At 61.9% G+C, this 12,862-nt stretch carries 11 protein-coding genes; 4 read left to right on the top strand and 7 right to left on the bottom strand.

The window, feature by feature from the left end:
- The first annotated feature begins 117 nt into the window (after positions 1-117).
- Complete coding sequence (locus tag C476_RS08415; RefSeq protein WP_008011878.1) at positions 118-300, top strand: DUF5786 family protein; 183 nt, start codon at positions 118-120, stop codon at positions 298-300.
- An 87-nt stretch (positions 301-387) separates the two neighbouring features.
- Here C476_RS08415 and C476_RS08410 read toward each other — a convergent pair whose 3' ends face one another.
- From C476_RS08410 to C476_RS08385, 6 genes are all read right to left on the bottom strand, one after another.
- Positions 388-1,116: a helix-turn-helix domain-containing protein gene (locus tag C476_RS08410; RefSeq protein WP_049911690.1), complete on the bottom strand. Its 729-nt coding sequence runs from the start codon at positions 1,114-1,116 to the stop codon at positions 388-390.
- Positions 1,117-1,421: 305 nt separating this feature from the next.
- Positions 1,422-4,631, bottom strand: coding sequence for a bacterio-opsin activator domain-containing protein (locus C476_RS08405; protein WP_008011874.1), 3,210 nt, complete (start codon positions 4,629-4,631; stop codon positions 1,422-1,424).
- A 199-nt stretch (positions 4,632-4,830) separates the two neighbouring features.
- On the bottom strand, positions 4,831-5,253 hold the full coding sequence (locus C476_RS08400) for a universal stress protein (protein ID WP_049911689.1): 423 nt from the start codon (positions 5,251-5,253) through the stop codon (positions 4,831-4,833).
- A gap of 197 nt (positions 5,254-5,450) precedes the next feature.
- Positions 5,451-6,134, bottom strand: a complete 684-nt coding sequence (locus tag C476_RS08395) for a cytochrome c biogenesis CcdA family protein (protein WP_008011870.1) — start codon at positions 6,132-6,134, stop codon at positions 5,451-5,453.
- Between the two features lie 2 nt (positions 6,135-6,136).
- A complete protein-coding gene (locus C476_RS08390) occupies positions 6,137-6,703 on the bottom strand; it encodes a TlpA family protein disulfide reductase (protein WP_008011868.1) in 567 nt (188 codons plus the stop codon).
- Positions 6,704-7,417: an SCO family protein gene (locus C476_RS08385; RefSeq protein ID WP_008011866.1), complete on the bottom strand. Its 714-nt coding sequence runs from the start codon at positions 7,415-7,417 to the stop codon at positions 6,704-6,706. It lies immediately after the preceding gene.
- Between the two features lie 205 nt (positions 7,418-7,622).
- Between C476_RS08385 and C476_RS08380 the strand changes: the two genes are divergently transcribed.
- From C476_RS08380 to C476_RS08370, 3 genes are all read left to right on the top strand, one after another.
- On the top strand, positions 7,623-8,729 hold the full coding sequence (locus C476_RS08380) for an iron transporter (protein WP_008011864.1): 1,107 nt from the start codon (positions 7,623-7,625) through the stop codon (positions 8,727-8,729).
- A gap of 117 nt (positions 8,730-8,846) precedes the next feature.
- Positions 8,847-9,023, top strand: coding sequence for a hypothetical protein (locus tag C476_RS18705; protein WP_008011862.1), 177 nt, complete (start codon positions 8,847-8,849; stop codon positions 9,021-9,023).
- 1,218 nt (positions 9,024-10,241) lie between these two features.
- A complete protein-coding gene (locus tag C476_RS08370) occupies positions 10,242-11,447 on the top strand; it encodes a Cdc6/Cdc18 family protein (protein ID WP_008011858.1) in 1,206 nt (401 codons plus the stop codon).
- A gap of 145 nt (positions 11,448-11,592) precedes the next feature.
- Here the strand turns inward: C476_RS08370 and C476_RS08365 are convergent, their stop codons facing one another.
- Positions 11,593-12,738 (bottom strand): aminopeptidase P family protein, encoded by a 1,146-nt coding sequence (locus tag C476_RS08365; protein WP_008011856.1) that lies wholly within the window; start codon positions 12,736-12,738, stop codon positions 11,593-11,595.
- Between the last annotated feature and the right edge of the window lie 124 nt (positions 12,739-12,862).

Genomic DNA, 12,862 nt, shown 5'->3' with positions numbered 1-12,862 from the left:
CGCCGGAACGCCGTTCGATGAGTCAGTTGGCTCGATCGATCCGCTTTGGAACGGCGGTGTGGACGGACAGACGGATCGAACCGTCACATCTTTTGTACTGGCTCAGGACGTATGAGTATGGGTTTTGGAAGCTACGACGAGTCCGAACAGCAAGAGCAGACCACCAACGATGAGGACGTAGAGGCGGTCAACGTCCACGAAAACGATCATCACGGCGAAATGTCCTTCGAGTCCGACGTCTCGACGGACGAACTGGTCTCGCAGCTCGGCTCGATGAAAGACGACGACGCTGACGAGTAATCACGTCATCCCACAGCCGTCGCTGACTCACGTTTTTGAAGCCGGACGCTCGCCGTCGAATCAATCGAGATCGAGCGGCGTCACCGATCAGGAAAGTGACGACGCGCAGAGTTCGCCGATCGCTCGTCGCAGCCGCTGTGAGATGGCCGACTTCGAGACGTCGAGTCGGTCCGCGAGTTCGTCCTGGGAGATCCCACGCGGCACGTCGAAATAGCCCTCTTCGTGCGCGACTGTGAGCAGTTCCTGCTGTTTCGCCGTCAGGGCGACGACGCCGTCGTCACCGTCATCGGAGACGCGAAGGTGATCGACAGTCACGGAGATTTCTCGGTCGCGACAGTAGTCGTTGAACGCGACGAGTTGCTCCCGGTCTGCGAACCGAAGCTGGACCTGCCAGCCGTTCCGGCAACTCGAGAGGTCGAGCAGTCGGCCGCCGACGGCAGCAGTGGTGGCGGTAAACGTCACCGCACGATCGGTAAGTGCAACCCGATAGACGCGTCTGTCGGGATACCGATCGACGAGCACGGGATCGGTGACTGTCGGATCCGTCTCGAGGCCAGTTTCGAACTGGTCGAACGCGGTTCCGTAGACGGTGACGAACACGAGCGTTCGCTCCGGCTCGACGGTCGTCCAGTAGTCGGGTTCGACGGTCACGTCCGGCACGTCCCGGAGCGTCGGCGCTAAAAACAGGTCCGGGTGATCGAGTCGGAGTTGCGCGACGATCCCGCCGTCGGCCTGCGACTGGATCGGGGACCGATCGTCGGTCGCATCGGAGAGCTTTTCGAGGCTCTCGGTCGGGTCGGCGAAATCGATGCTCACGAGTGCATCCGCCATCCGGGGAGACGGCCGCTGTAACTATCGCTTACCTCGAACGCGCTCATTGAATAGCTCATTAGATGCTGAGGACATGATCGTGGGCGCTATATACGGAATCAATCCCGGCGCAACGCTCAATACTGATTCATCGATCGGTACCGTGACCAGTCACAAAACGTGAAGAAACACGGTATTACCCACTGTTCAGGTCGAAGTAAGTATCGTATACTGCCCGTCGCCGCCGATTGTCGACTCGCTCGCGATCGAAGCTTGACCGACGATCGGCGGCGTGCAGGCACAGTTGCGACTTAGTCTCTCGTCGGTTCGTCGAACAACAGTGCGAACAGCTTCCCCTGGGCTAACCGAAGATGGCGACTGAACGTCGGCTGTGAGACGCCGAGCGATTCAGCGACCTCTTCACCAGTGTGTTCGCGGGGCCACTCGAAGAAGCCACCATAGTACGCTGCCTCGAGCGTCCGCCGCTGGCGGTCGGACAAGTGGTCGTGTAACTCGTCGAACGGACGGGGCGGGCGAAGCGGGCGATCGCGCTGGCGGCGAGCGACGAGTTCCGTTCCCGGATGACGTCGCTCGAGGTGCTGGACGAACGATCGAACGTCGACCGGTTCGCCGAGTTCGATCACGAGCCGGGTCCGATCGTCGACCGGCGTCAACGACCGGAGAACGCCACCGTGGTCTGCGATCGTCTCCGCGACGGTGGGCGCTGTGACACCGATTTCGAGGACGCCGTCGTCGCCACGCTCGACAATCGAGATCGAATCGACCGCCGGCAGCGATTCGACCGCATCGCACACGGTATCGTCGACGCCGCCCTCAACGGTACAGAAGGCCGTCGACCCGCCGGACGTCCGTGGCACGATCGCTCGCACCGTCAGTCGCTGCTCGAGCTGGCTGGCGATCGTCGAGAGCGGCTCGGTATCGTCTCGCAGCACGACCTCGAGTTCGGTGATTCGGTCGGCGAGTAGTGCGCGTTTCGTCTCGATCGACCCGATCGCAGCACCGGCGATCGCAGCGAGGTGCTGGCACGCACGTTGGACGTGCTCGTCGAACGCCGACGGCTCCGACGCGTAGGCGGTGAGCGTCCCATAGCGGACCCCATCAGCCGTCAGCGCCACGCTGAGCACAGACTGAATCCCTCGCTCGAGGAGCTGTCGTCGCCACGATCGGCCATCGTCGTGTGTCTCCCGGTCGCTCGAGAGGTCATCGACGACGAGTTCCCCGGTCGCCGCTGCCGTCCCCGTCGGCGTGTCGGCGTCCGCTCCCATCGGAACCGTTGCGGACTCGAGAAACTCGCCGTCTCGTCCGGCCCAGGTCGTCGGCACGACCGTCTCGCGCCCGTGGTCTGCATGGCCGATCCACGCGAGTGTGATAGCGTCAGGCGTTTCAGGAGACGACAAGGCGAAGACTGCCTCGCAGAGGCGCTGTTCGACCGCATCACGCGTCTCAGCCGTCAGCATCGCCCCGCCTGCGTCCCACACCCGTTCGGTCTGTGCGGCAGTGGTCTCGAGGCGCGAGCGATCGTGTCGGCACGTCCGGAGGCTATCGGCACGCTCGAGGGACTCGAGGGCGACCGCAGCGGCGTCCGACACCATCTCGATCGGGTCCGACTCGAGTCCGTCGAACGCCATCGGGTCGGTGCTGGTCGCGAGGACGACGGCTCGCGTCGTGATCGGGACGGACAGACCCCGCTCGGCGCGGAGTCCGGTTTGAGCGAGCACGGCATCGAGCTCCGCGCGCTCGTAGACGGTCGGCGACACGGTCGCCGCTTCGTCCTCGACGGTGGCTGCCAGCGGGGTGTCGTCGAGATCGATCGGTGGTGGTTCGATCGAGTGGCGATCGCCGCCGACGTGTTCGGCCGCCGCGATCGCTGCCGGCTGCAGTCGGTCGTCGGCAAGGCGATACCAGACGGCCACGTCGGCACCCGCATGCTCACGGATGGCATCCGTAGCGGCGTCACGAACGGCCGACGGCGTCTCTGCACGGCGGATGGCCGCGACGGTATCGTGGACCGTCGACAGGGTGGCCGCGCGAGACTCGCGTCTGTCACGGACGACACAGAGCGTTCGATCGGGCATCGACAGCGGCACGACGAAGACGTCGACCGGCGGTGCCTCGTCAGTCGCGAGCGTGCCCGAGACCGGCTCCATCCATCTGACGACCGGCGATCGGGCTCGCGTTCGAATCGCCGACACGAGGTCCGCATCGAACACCGTCTCGAGTTCGTGGCCGACGAGCGTGTCCGCATCGGCGAGCTCTCGAAGCGCAGGATTCGCCAGCCGAATCGTCGATCCCTCGAGAACGGCGATTCCATCGTCGAGCGCGTCGATGACGGTCTCGAGCAACTCGAGTCGCTCGAGATCCGGCGCGGCCGCAGCGTCGACGGACTGGTCGGTCGCGTAGACCGAGACGCCGTCGTCGCTGGGGTGGACGCGCACGGCGAGGCGGCCCTCGAGCGACGGCGCGGTCACGCTGACCGTTTCGACCGCACCCGTCGATTCTGCGGCACGCACCCGATCGAACAGCGCTTCGCTGATCTCGTCCGGAAGGAGGTCCCAGACGACGGTTCCACTCACGTCGGCGAGATCGATCTGGCGGACCTCGGGCCGAAACAGTGTCGTCGCCGCGTCGTTGGCATATTGCAGTTCGTCTTGCGGGCCGAGGACGAAAAACGCGTCTTCGAGTCGGTCGACGCCCGCATGCAGGGCAGCAGGGGCGGCCACGTCGGCTGCCGCGCCGACCCCGGTTCGGGTCATGACGACACCTTCGACGGTCGGATCCGCAAGCCGGTTCGCACATGTCACTTCCGAGACGCGCCACGTGCCGTCGGCGTCGCCCAGCCGAAGAGTAACGCGTTCGGTCGCGCCGACCGGCGCGTCAGTGACGGCTGCAAGCGTCTCGTGGATCGCCTCGCGGTCGTCGGGATGGACGAGGCGATCGATCGGCGTCCGCTCGAGTTCGGCGGGCGTATACCCCAGTTCTGACTCGACTGCCGGCGTCGCGTATTCGATCTCGCCGTCAGCATCAAGCACCCAGACGACGGCAGCGGCGTGCTCGAGGATCGACCGCTGGCGTCGGTCCGAGGCCGCGGCAGCCAGCCGATACTGCTCTCGCTCGGCGGCAGTTCGAACCCGCGCGGTCAGCACCCGCGGCGACTCGTCGCGGGCCACGACGTCGCTCGCACCGGCTGCGAGCGCGTCGTCGGCATCCCCCTCGTCAGTGATCGCCACGATCGGCCGCTCGTCGGCGTCGGCGGCGAGGCGCTCGAGCGTCGATTCTCCCCCCAATCGATCGACAGCAGCCGCGTCGAACGGACAGACCAAACAGTGGACGTCACGATCGGCGAGTCGCTTGTGAGCCCCCTCGAACGTCCGCTCTCGGAGGATCGATGCGCCCGCGAATCGTGCAGCGAGCACGTCCCTCGCATCGTCGGCAGCGGCGTCATCGCCGACGACAAGCACACAGGGTGTGTCGCCGACGACGGTCGCGGTCCGCTCGCTCACGCGCTGACCACCCCGACTGAGACAGACGTGGTGCCAACGCTTGCCGTCGGCACTGCTCTCGGATACGGGAGGCAAACGGTACAGCGAGCGGACAGACCGGCCACGATGGTGGCTGCGTCGCTTCCGCGCGGGTTAAGTATCAGCGTCGTACCCGGACGTAGCGACGGATTAGGTGGTGGTACATCCGTATTGCCGATCGCTACGACTGGTCTCGAACCGTGAGAACCGGAACTGGAGCGGTTCGGACGATTTCTTCGGCGACGCTGCCCGAGAGCAGGTGCTCGAGCCCGGACCGACCAGCCGTTCCGACGATCACCATATCGACCGGATTCGTCTCCGCGTAGTCGACGATCTGTTCCTGTGGGACGCCATGACGAATGTCCGTGGTCGCGTCGATGCCTGCTCGAGTCGCCGCTTTCTCGGCCTCGTCGACAGCTGTCGCGGCTTCTGCATCCGGATCGGTACGAAGCCGATCTTGTTTGTTCTCCGCCTGCGGCCCCGCTTCGGAAACCGACAGCACGTGGAGGGTCGCATCGAGCTGGTCGGCAAGGTCGATTCCGTGCTCGGTTGCCTGACGAGCGGCATCGCTGCCGTCCGTCGCAAGAAGCAGCTCCTGATACATGGTCGTCCGTTCGAGCGACGGTAAGATACATCCCGGACCAGCCATTGCCTGCCCGGTGGTTGTCAGTCCCTGCTCGTCACGTCACCGCCAGACCGCAGTGGTTCAGTTCGGTTGCGATCGACCGCGCGTTGCCACGGGCGACGACAGCCACACACGCGATCGCGCGTGAATCGAATACGTCCACGTCCGACTGTCGTTTAAAACAGCCCGAAGATATTGAACCGAACGACTGCGAGGTACAACTGCCCGATCCCGGCGGCGATCATCACCACGCCCGCGATCCGTTTTAACTGCCCGGAGTAGGCTGTCAGCCGGCCAGCACCGGCGACGAGCCCCATTCCAGTCGCGACGGTCAACGCGACCATCAACACGACGACGCTGCCGACGTAGGTGCCAAGCAGGACCAGCGCATCGGCCATCGACAGCGAGAGCGCACGGGTGACAACGCTGATGAACAGCGGCGCGACACAGCCCGCCGACGCGAGCGCGTAGCCGACGCCGAAGATCGAAAAGCCGAACACGCTCGAGCGACGCTTCGGGAGCGTAACCGAAAACGACGGTGCGCGGCCGGCAACGATCAACGCGCCGAGGATGAGCAACACGAGGCCGGCAGCGGCTTCGAACCACTTGATCGACGACAGTGTCGACTGGCCGACCCAGAACGTCGCCCCGAGCAGGGCCGTAAACGTGACCAGGACGCCCAGCCCGGCGAACAGCCCGCGGCTCAACGCACCGCCGAGCGACGCCTGCTCGCCGTCGGTCTGGCTCACGTAAAAGCCGACGTAGCCGGGCAACAGCGGGTACGCACACGGTGAGAAAAACGTCGCGATGCCGGTCGAGAGTCCGAACACGATCGACGTGGTCAGTGCGGCGTCGACCATCCTTACTGCCCTCCAGCCTCGAGTGCCTGTTCGATGCCAGCGACGAACTCGTCCGTGGATTTCTCCCCACCCGACGTCCACTGAATCCGTCCGGACGCGTCGATCGCGACGGCATACGGAATGCCTTGAATGACGTACTGGGAGCTCAGTTCCGCAGTCGGATCGATCCCGAGCGTCCAGTTTCCGTCGTTCTTTTCCCACCAGTCGACGACTTTCGCTTTCGTCACCGAGCGCCCAACCGCCTCGTTCGTAACCGACATGAACAGCACGTCGTCACCAAGCCGGTCGTGAGCCTCGATGAGCGCGGGCATCTGCTTTTCACAGGGGTCACACCACGTCGCGAAGAAGTCAATGAACGTCGCTTGGTCGGCTGCCGGTACACGGAGTTCACCAGCCTCGCTTCCCGGTGCTTCGATCGTCTCAACCGTGCGTGTGTCGACCGGCCCGTTCTCGTCGTCGGATTCGTTGTCGGCGTTGTCGGTCGATGGGAGACCGTTGATCGCTACTGCACCTGCACCGCCGATGACGCCCAGACTGCCGATTCCAGCGAGGACGTCCCGTCTGCGCATCTACTCCGTCACCACCGTTTCGACGTCCTCAACGACTTTTGACGGATCGATCGAGGCACCGTTCGGATACGCACGCTCGACGATCCCGCGCTTGTTGGCAAGCAAGATCAGGTTGTAGTGGGGGAACATGTACTCGAGGTGGTCGTAGTCCGGAGCGTCCGTCTTCTTGAGCGGAAGCCCGATATCCTCGGTCATGATCGTCTTGGCTCTGTCGTACGTCTCGGGTCTGAGGAAGTGCCAGTTGTCAGCCTCGGCGTCGACACCCTGCTCGTCGGCGAACGTCCGCAACTTCGATTCGGTGTCGCGTTCCGGATCGAACGTCATCTCGAGGAGCGCCACGTCGTCGCTGAAGCCGTTTTCAGCGGCAACTTCCTGGGTGCGCCGCAGCCGCAACGTGAGCGCTGGACACATCCCATCCGGGCAGTTCGTATATATAAACGTCATCAACACGGCCCGCTCATCCTCGAACTGATCGGTCGAAATCGTCTCGTCGATCAGGGGATCGGGCAGGCTGAGCGACGGCAACTCATCGCCGTAGCTCGGATGTGACGACTCGCTTAAATCCGTCTCCGGCGGCTCGAGGATGGTATTAGGGGTGCCAGAACCTGAGGATCCGTTTCCGGTCTCCCCTCCGCCGATCGTTCCATCGAGACAGCCGGCAACACTGGTAAGTCCTGCGATTCCGACTGTTCCAAGATATGTCCGCCGGTCCATATTCGAGTTCTAGAAGCGGTGGATGAAAGTTCCATTGGTTCTCCTCACGAAGGGGCGTCACGTAGCAGTCGCTTACTGCCATCGGTTTCAAAAGACACGGGAATTGAACCCAACGGAAACACACGTGCCGGCAGCGATAGGTCGGGTATCACGTTCGACCAGTGAACCAACAGGCGTTTTGTCGGGGGTTCCCAACCACCGGCTAATGAACCGCCGGGCTTTCCTTCGTGGTACAGCCGCAGCTGGAGCCGTCGGGACTGTCGGCATCGCCGGCTGTCTCGAGCAACTCGGGTTCGAAGAAGAATCAGCCTTTGCGAACCCGCCGCTCGTCGAAAACCGGCCCGACGCCGTCTATCTCCCTTCTTCACGCGATGCGATGGGAATGTATGGGATGGCAACCGACGGAGACTACGCCGCGATGCTCTCGTATACCTTCCCCCACCGGTTCTGGACCGTCGAAGCAACCGATGAGGAGAAAGAACTCGTCGAGATCACCGCCGACGACAGCCTTCATCTCATGGTCACCGTCTGGGATCGTGAGACACACACCGTCCTTCCGGTGGACGCACGCATCGAACTCCGCCAGGACGGCGAGCTCGTCGATATCGGCTCCTCATCGCTGTGGCCGATGATTTCCCAGCGGATGGGCTTTCACTACGGGGACAACATCCAACTTCCGGGCGAGGGGCAGTATACCGCCCGGATTCAGGTCGGTCCGGTCACTCTCGAGCGAACCGGCGCGTTCGCGGAGCGACTGGGGTCGCTCGGCTCGCTCGAGATCGACTTCGAGTACATCCGGTCTGATATTCACGACCTTTCGTTCGAGACGATCCCCGAATCACAGCGGGGGAACCGTGAGGCGTTATCGCTCATGAAGATGGAACACGGCGGCGGTGACGGCGGGCACACGCCGATGGGACAGGCCACGCCGCTCGAGGAACTACCTGGGGAGTCACTCGAAGCCCAGCGCAGCGGCGACGCGACGTTCGCCGCGCTCGTCTCCGATGCCGACCGGCTCGCGGACGGTGGCTCGTATCTGGCAGTCAGTCCCAGAACGCCGTACAACCGAATTATCCTGCCGTTTACCTCCCTGTCTGCAACCATCGAACGTGATGGGGAGACCATCTACGACGAGCTCACGCTCACGGAGGCGCTCGATCACGAAATTGGCCACCACTACGGCGTCACAGTCGATGAGATCGCGTCAGGAGATCGCGTCACAGTCACCGTCGACTCATCGCCGCAGGTATCACGACACGATGGATACGAGACAGCGTTTTTCGACTTCGACGACGTGACCTATACTGTGTGAATCTCGGGATCAAGCCTTATAAAGCCGATCGTACGGTTCGTGAACGGAATGTAACGGATCCCTGTCGGTACTGTACGATTCCGATAACTATCGGGGACAACCAAATACGTCTACGGTATGTCTCGGACAGGAAATGCAGACATCAATATCGGCTGTCCGGAGTGTGATGCGACGGTTGCCACGTCCCTTCCACCAGGACCGGGGATTCACACGGAGAACGATTCGAACCGGCTTCTCGGGAAAGAGACACAATGTCGAAACTGTGGCCACGAACTCGAACTCTATTACTACTGATACGGTCTGCTGTACCGATTTACCGGCGTATCCACAGGACAGGTCGCGGAGACCCGGAACTGACTGACAGGAGTCCGTATGAACTGACAGCGTCGACAGCAGTTTAGTGCAACAGGGACCCACATACCGTGGCTGTGATCCACACACCGGGTTTCCGGTGAAATCGTCGGAGGCTCAGCATCGTCCTCGAGCGATCGAGATTGTGCCGACACCGAAACATGGCAGCGACGTCCTGTAGCTGACACACACCGGGTTTCCGGTGAACGGCATCGTGACCACCGGCGAGCAAACACACCGGATTTCCGGTGAATTCGATTCCTCGATAGGAGCCGTGACGATGTGAATGAGCCAGCGACTCAACTGGACGACTCGAGAACGAGTCTCGTGTCTCCAACAGGAACAGCAGACGACCGCTGTGATCGAACCAGAGACTCTCACGAGTCACAGACACGCGGGTAATAGTGCCATGCTCGTGCGGACACACACCGGGTTTCCGGTGAAACGGTACGAACAGCCGGTGGCCATCTCTAGCGACGCTGTCGAATGCACACCGTATTTCCGGTGAAACAAGCAGGGACCTATTGAAACCTCGGACGTGTATCCACCGAACGAGGAAAGCACCCAACGGTATGCAATCTCGGACCGTAATAGCAGGATAAAGACGAGATATCTATCTATTGTTGCCTACCTAATAGAATCGCTTGTTCAAAATAGGAATATATAAATTGGCCATATGAGTAAAGTCCATTAAGTGAATTAGAAGTAAGTATAATAGATATCGATTAGATATCGCTGCAATCGAACCGACGATTTCTAGCTGACAACCCGTTTCGAGTGCGGTCACTAAATATCAACCACTATCACTGAGTACGACAGCAGCCTCGAGCGAAAATCGAGGCGATAACGTGTCTGTTGTCGCGGAATTTCATATGCGCCCTCGTGTCGTACACCGGGTTTCCGGTGAAACAGTGATCGGTAACCTCCGCTTCGACTGCACCCCACAGTGGATTTTTGCTGTTTCACCGGAAACACGGTGTGTGTGTGTCGGCAGCCGTCGACCGACTCTCGCGGTCACCGAAGACGGCGTTTCGTCTCGATCGAATTACCTAATCGGCAGCGTCTCGCCTCCTTGCGACCGTCTCAGCGCGGTTCGGTCTCGGCTCCGGATCGTCGCCGCCAAACGGAACAGCTATTTCACCGGAAACACGGTGTCCCTCTATGTCGAGTTCCGGCGACGATCTGTTCACCCGCGACGATCCGATCTTCGAGAACAAAGAACTCCTCGAGATCAACCATCTCCCCGAAGAGGGTCGGATCGTCGGCCGCGACGACGAGATTTCGGAACTTGCAAACGCGGTCAATCCCGCGATCTTCGGTCAGAGTCCGAGCAACCTGTTGATCTATGGGAAAACGGGAACTGGCAAATCGCTCTGTGCGAAATACATCTCGGAGCGGCTGGTCCGCGTCGCGGGGGAAGAAGGCATCACGTCAGCGTTCGCTTACGTCGACTGCGCACAGGACAACACGGAAACCCAGGCCGTCCAGACGATCGCTCACACGTTAAACGAGCCAGCGGTTACCGATATCAAAATTCCCGACAAGGGCCTCAGCACGTCGACCTACTACAAGCGCCTCTGGACGGTATTAGACACCCAGTACGACGTCGTTCTCGTCATTCTCGACGAAGTCGACAAGCTCGACGACGACGACATTCTCATGCAACTCTCGCGCGCGGGCGAGGCCGGAAAGCTCGAGTCGTGCAAGATCGGTGTTATCGGGATCAGTAATAAAATCAAGTACAAGGATCGGTTAGACGAGCGAGTCAAATCGAGTCTCTGTGAACGCGAGTTCGTCTTTCCACCTTATGATGCAAACCAGCTCCGAGAGATCATGGACGCCCGCAGTGACGCGTTCAAAGATGGCGTTCTCGAGCCCTCGGTCATCCCACGCGCTGCAGCGCTTGCGGCCCGCGAACACGGCGACGCTCGCAAGGCCATCGACATTCTCCGATACGCCGGCGAGATTGCCCAGTCGAACGGCAACGAGACCGTGCAGGAAGAGTTCGTCGTCCAGGCTCGCGAGCGGGCCGAAACGGACCGCTTCCGGGAACTCATCCGCGGCTCGACGCCACACTCGCGGTACGTTCTGCAGGCGCTTGCAGTCCTCTCGCTCAACACGCCAGAGGAAGACGGGTTCCGGACGACGAAGATATACGACGTCTACGAGGAGATCTGCCGACAGGAACGGTCTGATCCGCTCTCCCTGCGGCGGGTTCGAGACCTGCTCAAAGAACACGCCTTCCTCGATATCTTAGAGCAGGCCCGCCGGAGCGGCGGCAGCGCCGAAGGGAGCTATACCGAACACCAGTTGCTCGAGGACCCCGAAGTCGTCCGAAAAGTGCTCGTCGAGACTGATGACGCTTGAACACTGCGATCGTCTCGCGCCAATCCTGTCTCGCTGCGCTTGCTTCTAGAATCCGTATTGTCGATGTTTCAACACTTCCACCAGTCGATTTCACCGGAAACCTGGTGTCATAGCTCGCAGGTCGGCCGCGATCTTCCCCGCCGTGTCACTGTCCAGTTTCCCAGCCACGCGGCGTGTCGTTCAGTCGCTCGACATCGTCGTCGGTGACGACCACGAGATCCTCGATCCGGACGCCAAACTGCCCCTCGAGGTAGATCCCCGGTTCGACGCTGAAGACCATCCCGGGCTCGAGTTCGCGGTCGTTGCCCGCCGCGATGTAGGGCGGTTCGTGGACCTCGAGGCCGACGCCGTGGCCAGTGCGGTGAACGAAAGCATCGCCGTAGCCAGCTGCTTCGATGACTGATCTGGCGGCATGATCGATTGTGTCTGCGGTGACGCCTGGCTCGACGGCGTCGATCGCGGCTTCCTGTGCGTTTCTGACGGTCTCGTGGACGCGCTCGTACTCGGCGGGTGGATCGCCGATGACGATCGTGCGCGTCTGATCGCCGGGATAGCGACCGGTTCCCGTCTCGAGAGCAGCCGAGACGAACGCGCCGAAATCCAGCACGATGGGATCACCGGCTGTGATCCGGCGTGACCCACTGTGATGATGCGGACGGGCACCGTTGGGGCCGGCAGCGACGATCGTCTCGAAGGCTGGCTCTTCGCCGCCTTCTGCGGCGAGCAGCCGATCGATCTCGCTTGCGAGTTCCGATTCCGTCATGCCGAGCAGTTCGTCGCCACGCTCGCGAATCTCGAGTGCGACGCGATCTGCGAGATCGCCAGCGCGACGAAGCGCCGCGAGTTCGACATCGTCCTTGCGGATTCGGAGCGGCTCGAGGACGGTACTGACGAGCCCGAACGTCGCGTTCGGCAGCAGGTCTCGGAGATCCTGCGTGAACGTCGCCCACATCCGGTCGTCGACGAGGACAGTCGCTTCGTCTGATTCCTCGAGCGAGTAGCTCGAAAGCACGCGCTCGACACTCTCGAGTGGATCCTCTGCGTCGGCCCAGCAGTGCAGTTGCAGATCCGCGATCGGCACTGCGGCGAGTTGGGCCTCGTACATCGCTGGCGCGACGATTGCGGGATCGCCGTCTCGGGGGACGAACAGCAATAGCGGTCGTTCCGATGGCGATTCCGCGAAGCCGGTCAGATAGGTCAGGTTCGGGCTCGGAAAGCAAACCGTCAGATCGGCCCCGACGTCGGCGAGCCGATTCTGACAGGCGGCTATCCGGCGCTCGAACGGCGTCATGGCAATGGGTTCGCTCGAGCGACCAATCAACGTTTGGTTACTTCCGGTTACGAGCGTCTCCCGTATTTTGGCTGACTGTCTCCGCGAGCGGACTGTCTGCCATCCGTGGGGACTAGTGGGAACC

It is taken from the genome of Natrinema limicola JCM 13563, assembly GCF_000337475.1.
GTDB lineage: Archaea > Halobacteriota > Halobacteria > Halobacteriales > Natrialbaceae > Natrinema > Natrinema limicola.
This window is presented reverse-complemented; position numbering and strand designations above follow the sequence as displayed.